This is a genomic window from Burkholderia sp. Cy-637, from assembly GCF_011753175.1.
GTDB classification, from domain to species: Bacteria; Pseudomonadota; Gammaproteobacteria; order Burkholderiales; family Burkholderiaceae; genus Burkholderia; species Burkholderia gladioli.
The window spans coordinates 1-20,224 of record NZ_VWWC01000129.1 but is presented as its reverse complement, the minus strand read 5'-3'; the positions used below and the strand labels follow the sequence as shown (position 1 = coordinate 20,224).

The window sequence follows — 20,224 nt, the reverse complement described above, 5'->3', positions numbered from 1 at the left end:
GAGGCGCCGGCCGAACCGGGCCGGGTGGCCCTCGTCTACTCGGGCAACGGCTGCCAATGGGCCGGCATGGGCCGGCAGCTCTACGAGGAATCGCCGCTGTTCCGCGACGCGCTCGACGAGGTCGACGCGCTCTGGCGTGCCGACGGCAGCGCCTCGCTGGTGGAGGCGATGCGCGCCGGCGTCGACGAGACCTGGCTGGCCGCCACCGAGAACGCCCAGCCGCTGCTGTTCGCGATCCAGGTGGGCCTCACGCGCGTGCTGGCATCGCGCGGCATCCTGCACGACCTGACGATCGGCCACAGCGTCGGCGAGGTCGCGGCAGCCTGGGCCGCGAGGATCCTCACGCTGGCCGACGCGGTGCGCGTGATCAAGATCCGCAGCCGCGCCCAGGGCACCACCCGCGGCACCGGCCGGATGGCCGCGGTGGGCCTGAGCGAGGCCGCCGCCAACGAGGCCATCGCGCGGCTCGGCCTCGCCGGCCTGGTCGAGGTGGCCGGCATCAACAGCGCCGAGGCGGTCACGCTGGCGGGTACCCTGCAGGGCCTGCAGGCGATCGAGGCGGCCCAGCGCGACAGCGGGCGCTTCTACCAACTGCTCGATCTCGACTACGCCTTCCACAGCCGCCAGATGAACAGCATCGAGCCGCTGGTGCTGACGGAGCTGGCCGGGCTCGCGCCGGCGTCCGGCGACGGCAGCTTCGTGTCGACCGTGACGGGCGCCAGGCTCGACGGCACCGCGCTCGACGCGCGCTACTGGTGGCGCAACATCCGCGAGCCGGTGCGTTTCGGCGACGGCATCGCGAGCCTGATCGCCGACGGCGCGCGGGTCTTCATCGAGGTGGCGCCGCATTCGATCCTGCGCAGCTACATGAAGCACGGGCTGGCCGCCGCGCAGGCGCAGGGCGCGGTGCTGCCCACGCTCAAGCGCCAGCAGGGCGGCGCGGCCACGCTCGACGGCGCGATCCTGTCGGCCGTCGCGCATGGCGCGAACGTCGATCTCGACCGCTTCGTGCCCGCGGCCCCGGCCGTGGCGCTGCCGACCTATCCATGGCAGCACGAGCATCACTGGCTGGCGTCGAGCGTCGAGGGCTACAACCTCGTCAACCGCCGTCGCGAGCATCCGCTGCTCGGCTACCGGCTGCACGAGCACGCCTTCGGCTGGGAGAACCAGCTCGACCCGGCCAAGCTGCCGCTGCTCGCCGACCACGTGGTGGACGGCGGCGTCGCCTTCCCCGGCGCGGGTTACGTCGAGATGGCGCTGGCCGCCGCGCGCGTCTACCTCGAAACCCACGAGGCGGCGCTCGAGAATCTCGAGATCCGCGCGCCGGTGGTGTTCCAGCCGCAGCAAGCCAAGCTGTTCCGCCTGCGCATCGATCCCGAGACCTCGGTGTTCCAGATCGAGACGCGCGACCGGATGAGCGACATGCCCTGGACGCTGAACGTGACGGGCCGCCTGCTGGCGAGCGGCACCACGCTCGACGCGAACTCGGTGGTGCCGAGCGCGACGCTGCATGCGCTGCGCGCGCAGCCGGCGCTCGACGGCGCGGCGCTCTACCAGAGCACGGCGGCGATCGGCCTCGAATACGGCCCGGCCTTCCGCTGGGTGCGCAAGGTGAGGGTGGCCGGCGAGACCGCGCTGGCCGAGCTGGCCGCGCCCGCCGAGGCCGGCGACGCGGCCGCGCTGGCGGCCTGGCGCCTGCATCCGGCGCTGATGGACAGCGGCTTCCATCCGCTTTTCGTGCTGCTCGGCGGCGTGGCCGGCGACGGCGATCGCGCCGCCTACGTGCCGGTGCAGATCGGCCGCGTCGACTACCTGCGCGGCGACGCGATCGAGCGCGTGCTGGTGCGCATCGAGCGCCGCAGCCCGCACTCGGTGGTGGCCTCGTTCGATTTCCTCGATGCGCACGGCAGCGTCACCGCGCGCCTGGCGGCCTGCCGCTTCCGCCGCATCGACCTGCTCGGCCGCCATCATGCGCCCTCGCGCTTCGTCTATGCGCTCGAACACCGGCCGCTGCCGGGCGAGACCAGCGCCGCGGCGCTGCCCGCGCCGGCGGAACTGCTGCGTGAGGCGGTGGCGAGGGCCGCGACGCACGAGGACGGCGCGCGCCGCGGCAAGCACCTGACTGAAATGCTGCCGCTGCTCGACGTGCTGGCCAGCCTCTACGCGCTGCGCGCGCTGGAGGCGATCGACGCGTTCGCCACGCCTGCGCTGCCGACCCATCCGCAGGCGGCGCTGATCGCGCGCCTGGCCGAAATGATCATCGAGGACGGCCTGGCGCATCGCGACGGCGATCGCCTGGTGCGCGACGACCAGGCCTGCGCGGCGCTGCCGCCGCTCGACGAGCTCTGGCGCGGCCTGCTGGCCGAATCGCCGCATCACGTCGCCGAGCTGACCCTGCTCGCGCATTGCGGCGCGGCCCTGCCGCGCGTGCTCGCGGGCGAGATCGAGGCCTCCCGCGTGCTGTCGCCGACCGGCAAGAGCCTGGTCGAGCAATTCTTCGACGCCTCGCCGAGCTGGGAGCACCTGCATGCGGTGATGGCCGGCTGCGCGGCGGCGGCCGTCGACGGCTGGTCCGCGCCGCGCCGGCTGCGCCTGCTGGAGATCGAATCCACCCGCGGCGACATGCTGCGGCCGCTGGCGATGCGCCTGCCGGCCGATCGTTGCGAGCGCACCATCGTCGGCACCCCTGATCAACTGGCGGCCTTCGATGCCGATGCGATGCCTGCCATCTCGACGGTCGCGCAGTTGCCCGGCGAGCGCTTCGCGCTGAAGGCCGAGCCCGACGAACTCTACGACCTGGTGCTGGTCGATCGCGCCCTGGCCGGGCGCAGCGATCCGGCCGACGTGCTGGCCTCGATCGGTGCCTGGGTGGCGCCGGGCGGGCTGGTGGTGCTGGCCGAGGCGCGCCACAACCGCTTCGCCGACATCGTGTTCGGCCTGCAGTCGGCCGACGGCCGCACCGCCTCGCTGACACCGGCCGAGCTGGGCGCGCTCTGCGAGCGTGCGGGCCTGGTCGAGGTGGTGCGCCACGCCGAGCAGGACCTGGAACTGGAGGGCACGCCGAGCCTGGTGCTGGCGCGCCGTCCCGTCGCCGAGGCGGCGGCCGAGGCCGACGACGACAGCCTCGACGCGCTCGAGCGCGCCGAGCAGTGGGTGGTGGTCACGGCCGGCGACGATGCCGAGCCGATCGGCACCGCCCTGGCCGACGCGCTTGCGCACGCGGGCCATGTGGTCGAGGTGGTCGATGCGCGGCGCAGCGCCGAATTCATCGCCACCATGCCGGCCACCGACGCGACCCACCTGGTGTTCTGCGCGCCGGCCGCGCGCTTCGACGAGGATGCGTCGGCCGAGCAATTGATGCAGGCGCAGGCCTCGGGCGCGATTGCCCTGGCGGGCCTGGTGCGCGCGCTCGACGCCGAGCATCGCGCGGCCGGCGTGCGCCTGTCGGTGGTGACGCGCGGCGCGGCCCCGTTCGAGGATGCCGCGCCGCAGGCGCCGGCTCACGCCACCTTGTGGGGCCTGGGCCGCGTGCTGGCCAATGAGCATCCCGAGCTCGGCTGCCGGCTGATCGATCTCGATCCGGCGGGCGGCGTCGAGCCGGCGCGGCTCGCGCGCGAGCTGCTGGTCGACCTGGCCGAGGAGGAGGTGCTGCTGCGGGCCGATGCGCGCCTGGTGCCGCGCATGCTGAGCGCCGAGCGCGCGGCCGCGCGCCGGCCGGCGGCGGCCAAGGTACCCGCCGTGCTGGCCTTCGAGGCGCCGGGGTCGTTGCGCAACCTCGAATGGTTCGCGCAGGCGCCGCGCACGCTAGGCGAGCACGAGGTCGAGATCGAGCCGGTCGCCACCGGCCTCAATTTCCGCGACGTGATGTACGCCATGGGCCTGCTCTCCGACGAGGCGGTCGAGAACGGCTTCGCCGGCGCCACCATCGGCATGGAGCTGGCCGGGCGCGTGCTGCGCGTCGGCCGCGAGGTGAGCGGCTTCGCGCCGGGCGACGCGGTGCTCGGTTTCGCGCCGGCCAGCTTCGCCACGCGCGTGGTGACGCGCGCCGACGCGATCGCCGCCAAGCCGGCGCGCCTCAGCTTCGAGGAAGCCGCCACGATCCCCACTACCTTCTTCACCGCCTGGTACGCGCTGGTCGAGCTGGCGCGCCTGCGCCGCGGCGAGCGGGTGCTGATCCACGGCGGCGCGGGCGGCGTCGGCATCGCGGCGATCCAGATCGCGCGCCACTTCGGCGCCGAGGTGTTCGCCACCGCGGGCAGCGACGAGAAGCGCGAATTCGTGCGCCTGCTCGGCGCCGACCACGTGCTCGATTCGCGCGGCCTGGCCTTTGCCGACCAGGTCCGCGCCCTCACGCACGGGCAGGGCGTCGACATCGTGCTCAATTCGCTGGCCGGCGAGGCGATGGTGCGCAGCATCGACACGCTGCGCCCGTTCGGCCGCTTCCTCGAACTCGGCAAGCGCGATTTCTACGAGAACAGCCATATCGGGCTGCGTCCGTTCCGCAACAACATCAGCTACTTCGGCATCGATGCCGACCAGCTGATGGGCGTGCTGCCCGAGCTGACCGCGCGCCTGTTCGGCGAGGTCATGCAGCTGTTCGCCGACGGCACGCTGCATCCGCTGCCGTATCGCGCGTTCCCGGCCGAACGCGCCGAGGATGCCTTCCGCTACATGCAGCAGGCGCGCCAGATCGGCAAGGTGCTGGTCACCTATGCGCTGGGCACGCCGGCACCCACCCATGGCCTGGCCGAGGCGCCTCGGCTCGCGCTCGATGCGGGCGCGGCCTATCTCGTGATCGGCGGCACCGGCGGGCTCGGTTTCGCCACCGCGCGCCGGCTGGTCGAGCGCGGCGCCCGCCACCTGAGCCTGGCCAGCCGCGGCGGCGTGCTGGGCGAGGCCGCCGCGGCCGAGGTCGCGCGCTGGCGCGACACGCTCGGCGTGACGGTCGAGGTGGCCGCCTGCGACGTGGGCGATGCGCGGGCGGTGACGGCGCTGGTCGAGCGGATCGTCGCGCGCGGCACGCCGCTCAAGGGCGTGCTGCACTCGGCGATGCAGATCGACGACGGCCTGGTGCGCAATCTCGACGACGCGCGTTTCGCGGCCGTGCTGGCGCCCAAGGTGGCCGGCGCCTGGAACCTGCATCGCGCCACGCGCGGCATGGCGCTCGACTGGTTCGTGCTCTATTCCTCGGCCACCACCTACCTCGGCAATCCGGGGCAGGCCAGCTACGTGGCCGCCAACAGCTTCCTCGAGGCGCTGGTCGCGCATCGCCGCGCGGCCGGGCTGCCGGCCAGCTTCATGGCCTGGGGGCCGCTCGAGGACGTCGGTTTCCTGGCGCGCCACGACGGCACGCGCGAGGCGCTGCAGGCGCGCATCGGCGGCGCGGCGATCCGCTCGGACGAGGCGCTCGACGCGCTCGAGCGCGTGCTGCTCGAAGGCGGCGCCGGCGAGGCGGTGGTGCGGATCGACTGGCAGGCGCTGTCGCGCGGCATGCCGGCGGCCGGCGCGCGCCGTTATGCGCAGATGCAAACGCGCGCCGGCAGCGATGCCTCGCGCGATGGCGGCGACAAGCTGCGTGGCCAGGTCGCCGCGCTGCCGCGCGAGGAGGCGGTGGCCCTGGTGTCCGAATCGCTGCGCGCCCAGATCGCGCGGATCCTGCACATGACGGCCGATCGCATCGCGCTCGACAAGTCGGTGCTCGAGATGGGCATGGACTCGCTGATGGGCATGGAGCTCGGCCTCGCGGTCGAGGAGGTGTTCGAGGTGAAGTTGTCGGTGATGGCGATCGCCGACGGCGCGACCGTGCAGTCGCTGGCGGGCCGCATCGTCGATTCGATCGCGGCGGCCGAGGCCAATGCGGGCTCGGGCGGCGAGCGCGACGAGGTCGCCGCGCTGGCCGCCCGGCACGGGCTCGACAGCGAGGCGAAGGCGGTGCTCAAGGTGGCCGCCAACGATCCGGCCGTCGAGGCGGTGGCCGCGGCGGAACAGGTCGCCGAGCAGGCAGCGCAGGGCGCCACGACCGAGCACAAGGGCAAGCTGGTCCGGCTCGGGGTCGTGCAATGACGGCGGCGCCGGACGGCTGGCAGGCCAGCGAGGGCACGCTCGCCGCCGAACTGGCGCTGGACGGCCACGGGCTGCATACCGGCCGGCGCGTGCGGGTGCGGATCCTGCCCGCCCAGGGCGATACGCCGGCCACGCGCGGCATCCGCTTCCGGCGTCTCGAAGGCGGCCGCGAGCTGGCCAGCTTCGGCGTCGATCCGGCGCTGCGTCGCGCGCAGCCGCTCTGCACCATGCTGCTGCATCCCGATGGCGTGGGCGTGCGCACCGTCGAGCACCTGCTCGCCGCGCTGCTGGCCAGCGAGATCGACCATGCCCTGGTCGAGCTCGACGCCGAGGAGATCCCGATCCTGGACGGCAGCGCGAGCCCCTGGCTGGCGGCGATCCGCGCCTGCGGGCGCCGCGCGCTGGCGGCGCCCAAGCGCTTCATCCGCGTGCTGCGGCCGCTGACGGTGGCCGACGGCGAGGGCGGCGCGCGTCGCGAGATGCGCATCGAGCCGGCGCCGCGCTACGAGCTGAGCGTGCGCAACGACCTGAAGGGCTTCGGCGAGATGCACTGGAGCGGCGCGATCACGCCCGCGGCCTTCGCGGCCGAGATCGCGCCCTCGCGTTCGTATGGACGCGTCAAGTGGGCGGTGCCGGCGATCCTCGCCGGCTACCTGCGCGGCGTGCCGATCCTGCGCGGCGCGCGGCCCTCGTGCACCGCCTCGATCGTCGGCAGCCGCGTGCTGGGCGGCCTGCGCGTGCCCGACGAGTTCGTGCGCCACCGCGTGCTCGACCTGGTCGGCGACCTCGCCATGGCCGGCGCGCCGCTGCTGGCGCGCGTCACGGCGTTGCGGCCCAGCCACGAAATGAACTTCCGGCTGGTCGACGCGCTGCTGTCGACGCCGGATGCCTGGGAATGGGTCGAGCTCAAGGCGTAACATAACGAGCTTGACCAAGCACAGACGGGCGAACGAATCGATGGGATTGGGAGATCATCTCCGGCAGCAACTGGCTGCGAAGGCGCTCAAGCGCCAACTGGAGCGCGTCACCGAAGGCGGCGGCGCCGCCGTGCCGGTGCCGGCCTCGACGGCGCACGAGTCGCCGCGCAGCCGTTTCGAATCGATGCCGCAGTACCAGCAGGTCCGGATCATGCACGAGATGGGCGAGAAGCTCGGCGTCGAATCGCCGTTCTTCCGCGTCCATGAAGGGCTGGCCGGCGCCACCACCACCATCGGCGGGCGCGAGTACCTGAACTACGCGAACTACAACTACCTCGGCCTGGCGGGCGAGGCGAGCGTCTCGGCGCGCGCCAAGGAAGCGATCGACCGCTACGGCACTTCGGCCTCGGCCAGCCGCATGGTGGCGGGCGAGCGGCCCGTGCAGCGCGAGCTGGAGCAGGCGCTGGCCGGCTTCTACGAGACCGACGACTGCGTGGTGTTCGTCAGCGGCCATGCCACCAACGTCACCGTGATCGGCTCGCTGTTCGGCGCCGGCGACCTGATCGTCCACGATTCGCTCGCGCACAACAGCATCGTGCAGGGCGCGCAGTTGAGCGGCGCGAAGCGCCTGAGCTTCCCGCACAACGACTGGCGCGCGCTCGATGCGCTGCTGGCGCGCGTGCGCCACGAGTATCGCAACGTGCTGATCGCGATCGAGGGGCTCTACAGCATGGACGGCGACCTGCCCGAGCTGCCGAGGTTCGTCGAGATCCGCAATCGCCACGGCGCCTTCCTGCTGGTCGACGAGGCGCATTCGCTCGGCGTGCTCGGCGCGACCGGGCGCGGGATCCGCGAACACGCGGGCGTCGCGCCCGAGGACGTCGATCTCTGGATGGGCACGCTCTCCAAGACCCTGGCCGGCTGCGGCGGCTTCATCGCCGGCTGCCAGCCGCTGGTCGACATGCTGCGCCATCTCGCTCCCGGTTTCCTCTACAGCGTCGGCCTCGCGCCCGCGCTGGCGGCCGCCTCGCTGGCCGCGCTCGAAGTGCTGCAGCGCGAGCCCGGGCGTGTCGCGCAATTGCGCGAGCGCGGCAAGCAGTTCCTCGACGAGGCCCGCGCGGCCGGTCTCGATACCGGCACCAGCGAGGGTTACGCGGTGGTGCCGGTGATCACCGGCAGCTCGCTGAAGGCGGCGCGCTGGGCCAACGCGCTGTTCGACGAGGGCATCAACGTGCAGCCGATCTTCTATCCGGCCGTCGAGGAGAAGGCCGCGCGGCTGCGCTTCTTCATCTGCTCGACGCACGAGCCCGAGCAGATCACCCGCACCGTGGCCGCGCTGGCGCGGCTCGCGCGCTAGGCATCGCGATGGCGGCCACGCTTGCCGGCTGGACCTTCCGTGCCGCGCGTCCCGAGGATGCGGCGGCCTGCGCGCCGCTGGTCCTCGCCTCGGGCGTGCGCGAATTCGGTTTCTTCCTCGGCGCGGCACCCGAGGCGATGACGGCCTTCCTGGCGACGGCCTTCGCCTCTTCGCACGGCCGTTTCTCGTGGCGCCGCCATCGCGTCGCGCTCGCGCCCGACGGCCGGATCGCCGGCGTGCTGGCCGCCCACGACGGCCGCCTGACGAGCCTCGATGATCCGCACGTGGCCTGGATGCTGCTGCGCGTGTTCGGAGCGCGCCGCACGGTGGCGGCCCTGCTGCGCGGGCTGGTGCTCGAGGGCGAGCTGCCCGCGCCGAAGCGCGCCCAGACGCATGTCGCCCATTGCGCGATCGACGAGCGCTGGCGCGGCACCGGCGTGTTCACCGCGCTGTTCGAGGATGCCCGTCGCGCCGGCGCGCTGGCCGACGGCGAGGGCCGCGAAGTGGTGCTCGACGTGCTGTTGAGCAACCCGCGCGCGGCCGCGCTTTACCGGCGCCTCGGCTTCGTCGAGCAGCCGCGCGCGAAGCCGGTCTCGCGCAAGCTGCCGGCCGAGCTCGAGTCGATCCGCATGCGGCTCGGCCGCTGAGCGCCGCTCGGCTTCCGTTTTCCGCTTCTTCCTGAATATCTCCCGAACATAGTCTGCAGGGCCGCCGGGTCGTTGGTGCCGCTGAGGCCCAGCGCGAGCAGGATGCGCGCTTTCTGCGAGATCTGGTCGTCGGCGCTGAGCCAGCCGTAGTCGTCGTCGGGCCGGAGTGGTCAAGCAGTGAGATGCGCCGCGCCGGGCTAGCGGCGTGGCGGCTCGGGCAGGTTCAGCGCGGGCACACGCGCGAACAGCTCGGCGACGAAGTCCATGAACACGATCGCGCGCCGCGACAGCAGGCGGTTCGCAGCGTACAGCAGGTGAATCGGCACCGGCGGCGCGGCATGCTCGTCGAGCAGCAGTTGCAGGCGGCCGTCCTCGAGGCCGGCCTCGAACAGCCAGCGCGGGCCGTGGGCGATGCCGACGCCGGCCAGCACCGCTTCCTGCACCGCCTGCGGGGAATTCACGCGCAGGCGCCCCGAGACGGCGACCTCGCCGTCTCGAAACGGCCAGGCAGCCTGCGAGGCCAGCAGCGTATAGACGATGCAGTCGTGCTCGCGCAGCGCGGTTGGCGTGGCCGGCGCACCGTGCCGCGCGAGGTAGTCGCGGCTCGCCACGCATACGCGCGCGAAGCGGCCGATGCGCCGCGCACGCAGTGCGCTGTCCTCCAGGTGGCCGATCCGGATCGCCAGCTCGGCGCCCTCGTCGAGCAGGTTCACGTAGCGGTCCTGGATCTGCAGGTCGAGCGACAGGCCGGGATAGCGTTCGAGGAAGGCCGGCACCTGCGGCATCACGAAGGCGTGGGCCAGCGCGGTCGGGCAGGCCACGCGCAGGGACCCAGAGGGCGCGAGCTCGTCGCGCAGGGAGGATTCCGATTCGTCGACCGCGTCGAGGATGCGCCGCACCTCGGCGTAATAGCGCTCGCCCTCGGGCGTGAGCGAGAGCCGGCGCGTCGAGCGATGCAGCAGCCGCACGCGCAGATGCGCCTCCAGTGCGGCCACGTGGCGGCTGACGTTGGGCTGGCCGAGCCCGAGGTCGCGTGCGGCGGCCGAGAAGCTGCCGGTTTCCACCGCGCGGGCGAAGCAGCTCATCAACAGGAAGCGATCCATCCCGAACCTCATTCATGCGAATCGAGCATGAATTGTATGTAAATCGAGTGTCTTATGCTTTTCGAGGCAGGGCGGCATGCTGGATGGGTGGCGAACGGCGGATCGGCCGCCGTCGCCCCTCATCCATTTCCATCAAGGAGAAGCACTCATGTCCCGCTTGCAAGGCAAACGCACGTTGATCACCGGCGGCACCAGCGGAATCGGCCTGGCCACGGCCAAGCGGTTTCTGGCCGAAGGCGCGCGCGTGATCGTCACCGGCCAGGATCCGGAACGCCTGGAGCGCGCCCGCACCGAACTCGGCAGCGAGGTGCTGGCGCTGCGCGCCGATTCGGCCGAGCTCGGCGAGCAGCAGCGGCTCGCGCAGGCCGTCGCCGACCATTACGGCCAGCTCGACGTCGCCTTCCTCAATGCCGGTATATCGGTCTGGCTGCCGATCGAGCAGTGGACCGAGCCGATGTTCGCGCGCTCGCTCGACGTCAACCTCAAGGGCCCGTTCTTCCTGATCCAGGCGCTGCTGCCGGTGTTCGCGAATCCGGCCTCGGTGGTGCTCAATACCTCGATCAACGCGCACGTCGGCGCGGCGCGTTCCTCGGTCTACGCGGCTTCGAAGGCGGCCTTGCTGTCGCTGTCGAAGACGCTGTCGAGCGAGCTGCTCGAGCGCGGCGTGCGCATCAACGCGGTCAGCCCGGGGCCCGTCGACACGCCGCTCTACGACAAGCTCGGCATTCCCGATGCGTATCGCGAGCAGGTCGAGCGCGAGATCCTCGCCTCGATTCCGGCTGGTCGCTTCGGCCTGGCCGAGGAGGTGGCCAGCGCGGTGCTGCACCTGGCCTCGGACGAATCGGCCTGGAGCGTCGGCAGCGAGATGGTGGTCGACGGCGGGCGGATGTTGAACGGCTGATGTCGTGGCGTGGGTCAGCCGCGCCAGGTCGCGCCGGCCAGCCCCGCCACCAGCGCGTCGAACACCACGCGGATCCGCCTGGGCACCGGCCCGCGTTGCGGGCGGTAGACGTGCAGCTTCCAGGGCTGCGGCTCGAAGCGGCGCAGCACGCGAACCAGCCGCCCGTTCTCGAGCTGCGGGCGGACCAGGTATTCGGCGCACTGGCTGAAGCCGAGGCCCGCGCAGGTCGCGGCGATCTCGGCCTCGACGTCGTCGGTGACGAAGACCGGGGCGGGCGTCTGGAACGGCGTGTCGCCGCGGAACAGCCAGGGCCAGGGCCGGCCGCTGGCGCGGTCGATCAGGCTGGTGACGGGCAGGGCGGCCAGCGCGGCGGGCGTCTTCGGCTCGCCGACGCGCTCGATCAGCGCGGGCGCGCCGACCACCCACATCGGCAGCGGTCCTACCTCGCGCGCGACGAAGCGGTTGTCGCCGATCGAGCCGGCCCGCACGCCGATGTCGATACGCTCGTCCACCACCGCCGAAGGCGTATCGGACAGGCGCAGGTCGGGCGTGAGGCCGGGGTGCCGCCGCGCCAGCTCCATCAGGATCGGCATCACGTAATGGCGCCCGAAATAGCCGGGCGCCGTGAGCCGGACCGTGCCCGCGACGTCGTCGGCTTGCGCGGCGCCGGCTGCATCGAACAGCGCGTCGATGCCGGCCAGCGCCGTCTGCGCGTTCGCCGCGAACCATTGTCCGTAGGCGGTGATCTGCACGCGCCGCGTGTTGCGGTGGAACAGCGTCTCGCCGAGCCGCTGCTCGAGTTCGCGGATCGCGCGCGTCACCACTTGCGGCGAGACGCCGAGCCGGCGCGCCGCGTCGCGGAAGCTCGACGCCTTGGCGGCGGCGGAGAAGACGGTCAGCAATTCGAGGCGATCTAGCATGATCGATTGTTCCGCTGGGAAGAATGACCGGGAAGAGGCTGTTCCGGCCGCTCATTGTTCCCGCGTTGCGGGGCGCGAGTCAATCGAAGCGGGGCGGGCCGCTGGTGTCTTGCGGGCTGCGCCCGGCGCCGTGCCAGTCGTTTCGGCCTTGACGCGAAATGTTCCTCGTTATGGAATTTTCAATGCTCGATCGTTCCATTTATTTTCATGAGCCGGACTCCGATACTTCGCTCTGTCGAATCGATCAACCGGCGGCGAAGCGGCCGCCAAGCCTAGGAGCGAAATCATGGAAACGAAGATTCAAGGGCAACTCGCGGGACGTGTCGCGCTGGTGACGGGCGCCAGCTCCGGCATCGGCCGCGCCGCGGCGATCGAACTGGCGCGCCGCGGCGCGAAGCTGGTGGTGGCCGCGCGTCGCCAGCCGGAGCTCGACAGCCTGGTGGCCGAGATCGCGGCGGCCGGGGGCGAGGCGCGAGCCTTCGTTGCCGATATCGCGCAGGAGGCGGAGGTCAAGGCGCTGGTCGACTTCGCGGCCGGCACCTATGGCCGGCTCGACATCGCCTTCAACAATGCCGGCACCGAGGGCAGCTTCGCGCCGCTGGTCGAGCAGACGGCCGAGCGCTACCAGCAGGTGTTCGACCTCAACGTGCGCGGCGTGCTGAATTCGATGCGCTACGAAGCCGAGCTGATGCTCGCGCAGGGCGGCGGCAGCATCATCAACAATGCCTCGATGGGCGGCGTGATCGGCTTCGAGAATGCCTCGGTCTATATTGCCAGCAAGCATGCCGTGGTCGGCCTGACCAAGACTGCCTCGATCGAGTGGTTCCGGCGCGGCGTGCGCGTCAACGCGCTGTGCCCGGGGCTGATCGAGACGCCGTTTCATCATCGCGGCATCTGGCCGTCGGTCGAGGCCCAGCAGGCCTTCGCCACGAGCACGCCGGCGGGGCGCTGGGGCACGGCCGGGGAGATGGCGACCATCGTCGCGTTCCTCGCGTCGGACGACGCGAGTTATGTGTCGGGGCATGCGCTGGTGGCCGACGGGGGGTATTCGGTGGCTTGATCCGCTGCGGCGGCGCGCAAAAGCAGAAAGCCCGGTCGCGAGACCGGGCTTTCTGTTTGATGCTTTGGTAGGCCGTACGGGATTCGAACCTGTGACCAACGGATTAAAAGTCCGCTGCTCTACCAGCTGAGCTAACGACCCAAAGAGGCGAAATTATAGCGGAGATTTTTCGAGCCTGTCAAGAATCGACCCTCGACAGGCTTGCTGCCGCTCCATCTCGCCTACTTGATCGAATCGATCTTGGCTTGCGCCGCCTGCGCCGAGCTCGAACCCTGGAACTGCGAGACGACCTGTTCGAAGGTGCGTTTCGCGGCCGCCTTCTGGCCTTGCTCCAGCTGGTTGGTGCCGATCGCCACCAGGGCGTCGCCGGCGCGCGGGTGCTGCGGGAAGGCCTTCACCAGCGCCTGCCAGGTCGCCGTCGAACCCTTGTAGTCGCGCAGCGCGTACTGCGCGTTGCCGAGCCAGTACTGCGCGACCGGCTGGTAGGGGCTCTGCGGATACTTGGCGATGAAGGCGCGGAACGAAGCCGCCGCGCCCTTGAAGTCGCCGGCGCGGAACTGCTGCGAAGCCGCGTTGAACGCGTCCGTTTCCCCGGGCTGGACCGTGCCCTCGACGCCATCGACCGTGGTCTGCTGCGGCTCGAACTTCTTGAGCCGCGTGTCCAGGTCGCTGTAGCCGTCACGCTGCTGACGCTCGAGCGTGGTCAGGCGGTTGGTCAGGTCCTCGTTCTGCCCGCGCAGCGTCGCGACCTGCTGGTTGAGCTGGTCGAGACGGCCGGACTGGTCGAGGATCGTGCGTTGCGCGGCCGACAACTGGCTGGTCAGGTTGTCGGTGCGGCTACGCAGGTCGAGCACGGCGCGACGGGCTTCGTCGTCGTCGAACATGCCTGCGTGGGCCGGCGCCGCGCCGAGCGCGACACCGGCGACACAGGCCGCGGCGGCTGCACGCAGCCAGGGGAAGCGGTGCGTCATACGGCTTGGGTTCCCTTGCTTACTGTTGATAGACGATGTCCGCGCGGCGGTTCTGCGCCCACGAGGCTTCGTCGTGGCCCAGCGCCTGCGGCTTTTCCTTGCCCAGGCTGACCGATTCCATCTGCGAATCCGGCACGCCGAGCAGCGACAGGCCGCGGCGAACCGCTTCCGCGCGCTTCTGGCCCAGCGCGAGGTTGTACTCGCTGGTGCCGCGCTCGTCGGTGTTGCCCTGGATCAGGATGTGACGCGCCGGGTGGCTCTTCAGGTACTGGGCGTGCTGGGCCAGCAGCGACTGGTACTGGTCCGAGACCGAGTAGCTGTCGAAGTCGAAGTAGACGCTGCGCTTGGCCAGCGGGCTGTTCGGATCGTTCAGCGGATCGACGTTCACTTGCGCGACGTCGGTCGGGTTCGGTTGCGTCTGCAGCGCGTTGCCTTGCTGGTTCGCCTTGTCGTCGAGCTTGACGCCCGACTTACAGGCGGCGAGGGCGCTGATCATCATCACGGCGAGTGCCAGGCGAGCTTTATTGGTCATCATGGTGAATCTCCTGTTGGTCATTGCATGAATGGCCCCCACGACGGCTCACGGAAGGAGCCGCCCTGGACGGGCAGAATCTGCGGCGGCGAGCTGCCGTCCGAGGGGACGGCGGCCAGCACACTGCGGCCATTGGCTTGGGTCGCGTACAGGATGTACTGACCGTTTGCCGCGAAACTCGGCGATTCGTCATGCGTCGTATTGGTGACCGCGTTGGCGGCGCCGGTTTGCAGATCCTGGACATACAGCTTGAAGCCCCCACCGGTGCGCGAGATGTACGCGAGCAACTTGCCGTCGGGGCTGACGCGCGGGCTGGTGTTGTAGCTGCCCGTGAACGTCACGCGCTGCGCGCTGCCGGCGCTTTCGCCCTGTGCGGGCATCCGGTAGATTTGCGGCGCGCCACCACGATCGCTGGTGAAATAGATCCACCGGCCATCAGGAGAGTAAAAAGGTTCGGTATCGATCGAGCTGCTCTGGGTGAGCCGGCGCAGGCCGGTGCCCGTCGAGCTGACCGAGTAGATCTGGGTATTGCCCGTCAGGGACAGCGCCACGGCCAGCGTCTGGCCGTCCGGCGACCAGGCCGGCGCGCTGTTGTTGCCCTTCTGGTTCGAAATCACGTAGCGGCGGCCGGTCGGCAGGTCGTGGATATAGACCACCGGCTTGCGCAGTTCGAAGGACACGTAAGCAACCTTCGTTCCGCTCGGCGACCAGGCCGGCGAGATGATCGGCTCGGAGCTGGTCAGCGCCGGCACCGCGTTCTCGCCGTCGGAATCGGAAATCAGCAGACGATACTTGCCGCCCGAGCGCGTCACGTAGGACAGCCGCGTGCTGAACACGCCGCGCACGCCCATCAGCTTCTGGTAGATGAAGTCGGCGATCTTGTGGCCGGTCTTGCGCATGCTTTCGGCATCGCCCCCGGCCGTCAGCGAGAGGCCGCCGAGGCTTTGCTGCTTGAGCGTGTCGAACAGCATGAAGTCGACCTTGACCTGGCCGCTGGCGTCGCGGTTCACGGTGCCGGCGACCAGCGCGTTCGCGCCCTTTGCCTTCCAGGCGCCGTAGTCGACCGGGGCGGTCTCGGGGATCGGCGTGCTGCCGGCGTCGACATTCGAGAACTTGCCGGTACGGGACAGGTCGGCGCGCACCACGGCCGTCACCGATTGCGGCAAGCCGCCTTCGTTGACGAAATTCGCGGTGGCGATCGGAAACTGCGTCGACCCGACGCCCGTGATGAGCACATTGACCTGCGCGTTGGCGGTGCTGCCCGCCGCGATCAGGCACGAGGCCACCAGTGCCCTGAAACCCAGCTTCGTCATCAAACTCATGCGTCCTGTTTCCCGTATGTAACTGTGCAACCGCAAAGACCTAACAATAGCCGATTCGTTCCTTGTGGCGACGGCGCGAGTGTAAGCCGATTCCGTGTCACTCCGCCGCCCGGAAGGTAATTGCAATCTTCTTCGGGGTGATTCCGTTGGTATCGGGCGGCAGCGGCGAGGCCGCCCGCACCGCGCCGACCACGGTTTCGTCCCAGGCCGGATTGCCGCTCGGCCTCACCACCGAGACGCTGAGCACGTCGCCCGACGGCGAGCAGCGGACATCCACGCTCGTCACCAGCCCTTCGGTGGCGCCGTTCCAGACGATGAAGGGCTTGACCCGGCGCTTGACCTTGTCGGCATAACCGGGCGAGGTGGCATTGCCGCCCGAGCCCGAACCCGTGCCGCTCTTGGCCAGGCCGTCGCTGCCGCCCTGGCCGCCTGCCGCGCCCTGCAATTGCGCGAGGCGCGCCTGGCGCTCCTTGTCGAGCTTGGCATTGGCCGCCGCGGTGGCCTTGGCCTTCGCGGCCGCGTCGGCCTTCGCCTTGGCCGCGGCTTCCGCCTTGGCGGCCGCTGCCTTGTCGGCCTCGGCCTTCTTCTGCGCGTCGGCCTGCGCCTGTTCCTGCTTGCGTTGCTGCTCGAGCTTCTGCTGTTGCTCGAGTTTCTTCTGTTCGGCGAGTTGTTGCTGGCGCAACTTGTCGGCCTGCTTCTGCTTTTCCGCCGCCTGCTGCTGGGCGAGCTGCTGCGCGGCCAACTGGGCGGCGCGCTTGGCCTCGGCGTCCTGCTGGGCCTTCAGCGCCTGCTGGCGGCGCTGCTCGGCGAGCTGGGCCTCGCGCGCGGCCGCTTCCTGCTGCTGGCGGCGCTTCTGCTGCAGGGCGATCTCGGCATCGTCGTCCTGCGCCGGCGGCGGCGCGGGGGCGACGCGCACCGGCGGGGCGGGCGGCGGCACCGGGCGCGGCGCCGGCGAATCCGGCACCTCGGTCCACAGCTCGGCCTCCGCGCCGGCCGGCGTGCTGTTCTGCCACTGCACGCCGTGGTAGAGCAGGGCCACCAGCAGCACGTGCATCAGCGCGGCGAGCAGGAACGCGCGTCCCGTGCCGCGCTCTCGAGGCGGCTGCAGCGGTGAGGCGGTGCGGGTCTTGCGCTGGTTCATTGCGATTTGACGAGGAGGCCCACGCGCTTCACGCCGCGCGCTTTCAGGTCCGACATGACGGTCATCACCTTGTCGTACTGCACGGTCTTGTCGGCCGCGATCACCACCGGCTGGTCGGGATGGTCGGCCTGCCGCGAGGCGATGAAGTCGTCGAGCTCGGCCTTGCTCATGGTGTCTTCCTGCGAGGCGCCGGCGTCGCTCTTGTAGCGCACGCTCATGCGGCCGTCGGCCTGGATGTTGACCACCACGGGCGGCGTCTGGTCCTGCGGCGCCGCGTTGCCGACGGTCGGCAGGTTGACGATCGAGGGGGCCACGAGCGGGGCCGTGACCATGAAGATCACGAGCAGCACCAGCATCACGTCGATGTAGGGCACGACGTTGATGTCGGCCATCGAGCGGCGCGAGCGGCCGCCGCGCATGCTGGAACGAAGGGGAGTGCCGGCCATCGCGTGCTCCTTATTGGGCCTGGCGCTGCAGGATGTTCGAGAACTCCTCGACGAAGGTCTCGAAGCGGCTTGCCAGGCGATCGATGTCGTGCGCGTAGCGGTTGTAGGCCACCACCGCGGGGATCGCCGCGAACAGGCCGATCGCGGTGGCCACCAGGGCCTCGGCGATGCCGGGCGCGACGTTGGCGAGCGTGGCCTGCTGCACGTTGGCCAGGCCGCGGAACGAATTCATGATCCCCCAGACCGTGCCGAACAGGCCGATGTAGGGGCTGACCGAGCCGACCGAGGCCAGGAAGGCGAGGTTGGCCTCGAGCATGTCCATCTCGCGCTGGAACGAGGCACGCATCGCGCGGCGGGCGCCGTCGAGGATCAGCGAGGGATCGGAGATGCGCTTTTCCTTGGCCTTCAGGAACTCGCGCATGCCCGATTCGAAGATCCGTTCCAGCGAGCCGATCGTGTGGCGATTGTTCGCCGCGCTCTGGTAAAGCGCCTGGAGATCGCCGCCGGACCAGAAATCGCGTTCGAAACGCTCGGTCTGCTTGCGCGCGCGACGGATCGCGAACCATTTACGGAAGATGAACGTCCAGGACATCAGCGACAGCAGCAGGAGCAGCCCCATCACCGCCTGGGCGAGCACGCTCGCATTGAGGACGAGAGAAACGATCGACAGGTCTTGTGCAGAGTTCATAGGTGTGTGGTTGTCATGCCTTCTTGGCCGCCGCGCCGCTTCGATGCCGCTGGCGCGCTACGGGTCCGGCGTTCGGCGGCGCGTGGCGGGCCTGCCCTCGGCTGCCCGCGTCGCGCCTTGCCGTGCCGTCGTTGGTCCCGAATCAGGGTCGCAAGTTCATCGGCTCTGTCTAAACGGCGCTCAGGCCTCGGCCGTTGACAGGCTTGGTACCGGTCCCCGTTCCAGTGCATCGCGGACCGAGGGCGGAATGCCGGTCGGCCGCAGCGTTTCGCGGTCGACCCAGCCGATGCCGGTACGCCCCGACACCAGCAGCAGGTCGCCGAGCCAGGCTTCCTGCACGAAGATCATCGAGGCGCGCCCGAAACGTTCGATCCGGCTGACGATCGTCAACGAATCGTCCAGCCGCGCCGGCGCCCGGTAGTCGACCGCCGTGTCGCGCACCACGAACATCGCGCCGGTCTCGGCGGCCAGGCGCCGTTGGTCGAGGCCGCAGGCCCGCAGCCATTCGGTGCGGGCCCGCTCGAAGAAGCGCAGGTAGTTCGCGTAGTACACGATGCCGCCGGCATCGGTGTCCTCGTAGTACACGCGAACCGGCCAGCGAAACGAGGGCACGGCTTCGGGCGGAGGTTCGGGTTCGGTCATGGCGCGCATTCTACCGGAACGTTTCGCGGCGTTTCGTAACCGAATGTTGCGCGCGCAGCGGCCCGCCCGGCGCGGCTGCGCGCGCCCCGGGCGGGCTTGCCGGCAGCCTTCAGCCGCGGTGCACGGCCAGCCCTGCCGGGGCCTGCGCGACCGGCATCATTTCGACGGTGTTGATGTTGACGTGGGCCGGGCGCGTGGCGATCCAGTAGATCGTGTCGGCGATGTCCTCGGCCGTGAGCGGCTCGACGTTGGCGTACACGTTGGCGGCCTTCTCGTCGTCGCCGCGGAAGCGCACGTTGGAGAATTCGGTGCCGCCGCAGAGCCCCGGCTCGATGTCGGTCACGCGCAGCGGCGTGCCCAGCAGGTCGGTGCGCAGGTTCAGGCTGAATTGTCGGACGAATGCCTTGGTCGCGCCGTAGACGTTGCCGCCCGCGTACGGGTAGGTGCCGGCGACCGAGCCCAGGTTGAAGATGTGGCCGCGGCCGCGCGCGATCATGCCGGGCAGCAGCGTGTGCGTGACGGTGACCAGGCCCGAGCAATTGGTGTCGATCATGGTCTGCCACTCGTCGAGGCTGGCCCGCTGGGCCGGCTCGGTACCCAGCGCGAGGCCGGCGTTGTTGACCAGCACGTCGATCCCGGCGAAGTCCGCCGGCAGGCCCGCGAGCGCCGCCTCGATGGCGCCGCGCTCGCGCACGTCGAGCTCGACGGGCAACAGGGCCTCGCCGAGTTCGGCGGCGAGGGCGTCGAGCCGGTCCTTGCGGCGCGCGCTGGCGACCACGCGATGGCCGCCCTTGACGAAGGTCCGGGCGATGGCGGCGCCGAATCCCGCGGATGCGCCGGTGACGAACACGATCATTGCTGCTGCTCCTGGTCGGTGGGGTGAAACGATAGGGGGGATCGTTAGCCTACTGACAATGCCGCGTTGCGGCAAGGCGACACGGGCCGTGTCCGGACTCGGCCGCGACCTGCGCGCCAGGCTCGAAGCCGACGCCGGAGGCAGGCCCGGCGGGGCATTCGCGGCAATTTGGATCGCGCCCTTATTGCGCCGCAGGGGCGGGCGGCCGGTTGCCTATTCATCGCCCATCCAATAAACTACGGCGCTCATCAGCCCCTGCGTGACTGGCGATAGAACCCTCGGGTTCAAGGTGGAGCATCCCACCGTGAAGCGCAGGGCGTCGTTTTTGCCGTTCGCCTGGGCAGCCGTTGTGCGCCGTTGCGTACATTGCCGGTGGCTGTCCGCCTTGCGTAACCGGATCCTTCCGTCGCGCCGGGCTGGCCGTCCGCCAGCAGCGCGCAATGTACTCGGCCCGCCCCGGTCAACCTGTACACACTTGACGGAAACCGTATGTTTGACAGAGCCCAAAGCACCATCGCGAACGTCGATCCCGACCTCTGGCAGGCGATCCAGCAGGAAAACCAGCGCCAGGAAGATCACATCGAGCTGATCGCCTCCGAGAACTACACGAGCCCGGCCGTGATGGCCGCGCAGGGCTCGCAACTGACCAACAAGTACG

The 20,224-nt window shown here is 70.4% G+C and carries 16 protein-coding genes, 1 tRNA gene, 1 pseudogene and 1 riboswitch; of the genes and pseudogenes, 7 read left to right on the top strand and 11 right to left on the bottom strand.

Going from position 1 to position 20,224, the window contains the following annotated elements; all coding sequences use genetic code 11:
- The 4 genes from F3J10_RS26125 to F3J10_RS26110 form a co-directional block, all read left to right on the top strand.
- The coding region (locus tag F3J10_RS26125; RefSeq protein WP_167243331.1) for an SDR family NAD(P)-dependent oxidoreductase at window positions 1-6,063 on the top strand (6,063 nt) is incomplete at its 5' end.
- Window positions 6,060-6,980 (top strand): UDP-3-O-acyl N-acetylglycosamine deacetylase, encoded by a 921-nt coding sequence (locus F3J10_RS26120; RefSeq protein ID WP_025101554.1) that lies wholly within the window; start codon window positions 6,060-6,062, stop codon window positions 6,978-6,980. The genes F3J10_RS26125 and F3J10_RS26120, both read left to right, overlap by 4 nt.
- Window positions 6,981-7,020: 40 nt before the next feature.
- Complete coding sequence (locus F3J10_RS26115; protein ID WP_167243330.1) at window positions 7,021-8,337, top strand: aminotransferase class I/II-fold pyridoxal phosphate-dependent enzyme; 1,317 nt, start codon at window positions 7,021-7,023, stop codon at window positions 8,335-8,337.
- An 8-nt stretch (window positions 8,338-8,345) separates the two neighbouring features.
- Window positions 8,346-8,984, top strand: coding sequence for a GNAT family N-acetyltransferase (locus tag F3J10_RS26110; RefSeq protein ID WP_025101556.1), 639 nt, complete (start codon window positions 8,346-8,348; stop codon window positions 8,982-8,984).
- 197 nt (window positions 8,985-9,181) lie between these two features.
- On the opposite strand, the gene F3J10_RS26105 is transcribed toward F3J10_RS26110, so the two are convergent.
- Complete coding sequence (locus tag F3J10_RS26105) at window positions 9,182-10,087, bottom strand: LysR family transcriptional regulator (RefSeq protein ID WP_167243329.1); 906 nt, start codon at window positions 10,085-10,087, stop codon at window positions 9,182-9,184.
- 148 nt (window positions 10,088-10,235) lie between these two features.
- Here F3J10_RS26105 and F3J10_RS26100 point away from each other — a divergent pair, with 148 nt between their 5' ends.
- Window positions 10,236-10,988, top strand: a complete 753-nt coding sequence (locus F3J10_RS26100; RefSeq protein ID WP_167243328.1) for an SDR family oxidoreductase — start codon at window positions 10,236-10,238, stop codon at window positions 10,986-10,988.
- Between the two features lie 14 nt (window positions 10,989-11,002).
- Here the strand turns inward: F3J10_RS26100 and F3J10_RS26095 are convergent, their stop codons facing one another.
- Window positions 11,003-11,908 carry a LysR family transcriptional regulator gene (locus F3J10_RS26095; RefSeq protein ID WP_025101559.1) on the bottom strand — a complete coding sequence of 302 codons (906 nt, stop codon included), beginning with the start codon at window positions 11,906-11,908 and terminating at the stop codon, window positions 11,003-11,005.
- Window positions 11,909-12,194: 286 nt separating this feature from the next.
- Here F3J10_RS26095 and F3J10_RS26090 point away from each other — a divergent pair, with 286 nt between their 5' ends.
- Window positions 12,195-12,968 (top strand): glucose 1-dehydrogenase, encoded by a 774-nt coding sequence (locus F3J10_RS26090; protein WP_025101560.1) that lies wholly within the window; start codon window positions 12,195-12,197, stop codon window positions 12,966-12,968.
- 65 nt (window positions 12,969-13,033) lie between these two features.
- On the opposite strand, the gene F3J10_RS26085 is transcribed toward F3J10_RS26090, so the two are convergent.
- From F3J10_RS26085 to F3J10_RS26045, 9 genes are all read right to left on the bottom strand, one after another.
- Window positions 13,034-13,109, bottom strand: a tRNA-Lys gene (locus F3J10_RS26085).
- Window positions 13,110-13,189: 80 nt separating this feature from the next.
- Window positions 13,190-13,939, bottom strand: coding sequence for a tol-pal system protein YbgF (gene ybgF, locus F3J10_RS26080; RefSeq protein WP_025101561.1), 750 nt, complete (start codon window positions 13,937-13,939; stop codon window positions 13,190-13,192).
- 19 nt (window positions 13,940-13,958) lie between these two features.
- A complete protein-coding gene (gene pal, locus F3J10_RS26075) occupies window positions 13,959-14,474 on the bottom strand; it encodes a peptidoglycan-associated lipoprotein Pal (protein ID WP_025101562.1) in 516 nt (171 codons plus the stop codon).
- A gap of 17 nt (window positions 14,475-14,491) precedes the next feature.
- Window positions 14,492-15,793, bottom strand: a complete 1,302-nt coding sequence (gene tolB / locus F3J10_RS26070) for a Tol-Pal system beta propeller repeat protein TolB (protein ID WP_025101563.1) — start codon at window positions 15,791-15,793, stop codon at window positions 14,492-14,494.
- Window positions 15,794-15,890: 97 nt separating this feature from the next.
- Entirely contained in the window at window positions 15,891-16,934 is a 1,044-nt protein-coding gene (tolA, locus tag F3J10_RS26065) for a cell envelope integrity protein TolA (RefSeq protein ID WP_167243327.1), read from the bottom strand.
- A complete protein-coding gene (tolR, locus tag F3J10_RS26060) occupies window positions 16,931-17,380 on the bottom strand; it encodes a protein TolR (protein ID WP_013696775.1) in 450 nt (149 codons plus the stop codon). Before tolR ends, tolA begins: the two co-directional genes overlap by 4 nt.
- Before the next feature lie 10 nt (window positions 17,381-17,390).
- On the bottom strand, window positions 17,391-18,068 hold the full coding sequence (gene tolQ, locus F3J10_RS26055; RefSeq protein WP_013696776.1) for a protein TolQ: 678 nt from the start codon (window positions 18,066-18,068) through the stop codon (window positions 17,391-17,393).
- 180 nt (window positions 18,069-18,248) lie between these two features.
- Window positions 18,249-18,719 (bottom strand): tol-pal system-associated acyl-CoA thioesterase, encoded by a 471-nt coding sequence (gene ybgC, locus F3J10_RS26050; protein ID WP_025101565.1) that lies wholly within the window; start codon window positions 18,717-18,719, stop codon window positions 18,249-18,251.
- A gap of 100 nt (window positions 18,720-18,819) precedes the next feature.
- Window positions 18,820-19,566: an SDR family NAD(P)-dependent oxidoreductase gene (locus F3J10_RS26045; protein WP_017921779.1), complete on the bottom strand. Its 747-nt coding sequence runs from the start codon at window positions 19,564-19,566 to the stop codon at window positions 18,820-18,822.
- Between the two features lie 249 nt (window positions 19,567-19,815).
- A riboswitch (ZMP/ZTP riboswitch) is annotated at window positions 19,816-19,915 on the top strand.
- 140 nt (window positions 19,916-20,055) lie between these two features.
- Between F3J10_RS26045 and glyA the strand changes: the two are divergent.
- Window positions 20,056-20,224 (top strand): annotated as a pseudogene (glyA, locus tag F3J10_RS26040) (serine hydroxymethyltransferase); the annotation flags it as partial.

Bases quoted from the DNA above. Each gene is read 5' to 3' on its own strand.
- F3J10_RS26120 (WP_025101554.1), top strand. From the start codon at position 6,060: ATGACGGCGGCGCCGGACGGCTGGCAGGCCAGCGAGGGCACGCTCGCC.
- F3J10_RS26115 (WP_167243330.1), top strand. From the start codon at position 7,021: ATGGGATTGGGAGATCATCTCCGGCAGCAACTGGCTGCGAAGGCGCTC.
- F3J10_RS26110 (WP_025101556.1), top strand. From the start codon at position 8,346: ATGGCGGCCACGCTTGCCGGCTGGACCTTCCGTGCCGCGCGTCCCGAG.
- F3J10_RS26105 (WP_167243329.1), bottom strand. From the start codon at position 10,087: ATGGATCGCTTCCTGTTGATGAGCTGCTTCGCCCGCGCGGTGGAAACC.
- F3J10_RS26100 (WP_167243328.1), top strand. From the start codon at position 10,236: ATGTCCCGCTTGCAAGGCAAACGCACGTTGATCACCGGCGGCACCAGC.
- F3J10_RS26095 (WP_025101559.1), bottom strand. From the start codon at position 11,908: ATGCTAGATCGCCTCGAATTGCTGACCGTCTTCTCCGCCGCCGCCAAG.
- F3J10_RS26090 (WP_025101560.1), top strand. From the start codon at position 12,195: ATGGAAACGAAGATTCAAGGGCAACTCGCGGGACGTGTCGCGCTGGTG.
- ybgF (WP_025101561.1), bottom strand. From the start codon at position 13,939: ATGACGCACCGCTTCCCCTGGCTGCGTGCAGCCGCCGCGGCCTGTGTC.
- pal (WP_025101562.1), bottom strand. From the start codon at position 14,474: ATGATGACCAATAAAGCTCGCCTGGCACTCGCCGTGATGATGATCAGC.
- tolB (WP_025101563.1), bottom strand. From the start codon at position 15,793: ATGAGTTTGATGACGAAGCTGGGTTTCAGGGCACTGGTGGCCTCGTGC.
- tolA (WP_167243327.1), bottom strand. From the start codon at position 16,934: ATGAACCAGCGCAAGACCCGCACCGCCTCACCGCTGCAGCCGCCTCGA.
- tolR (WP_013696775.1), bottom strand. From the start codon at position 17,380: ATGGCCGGCACTCCCCTTCGTTCCAGCATGCGCGGCGGCCGCTCGCGC.
- tolQ (WP_013696776.1), bottom strand. From the start codon at position 18,068: ATGAACTCTGCACAAGACCTGTCGATCGTTTCTCTCGTCCTCAATGCG.
- ybgC (WP_025101565.1), bottom strand. From the start codon at position 18,719: ATGCGCGCCATGACCGAACCCGAACCTCCGCCCGAAGCCGTGCCCTCG.
- F3J10_RS26045 (WP_017921779.1), bottom strand. From the start codon at position 19,566: ATGATCGTGTTCGTCACCGGCGCATCCGCGGGATTCGGCGCCGCCATC.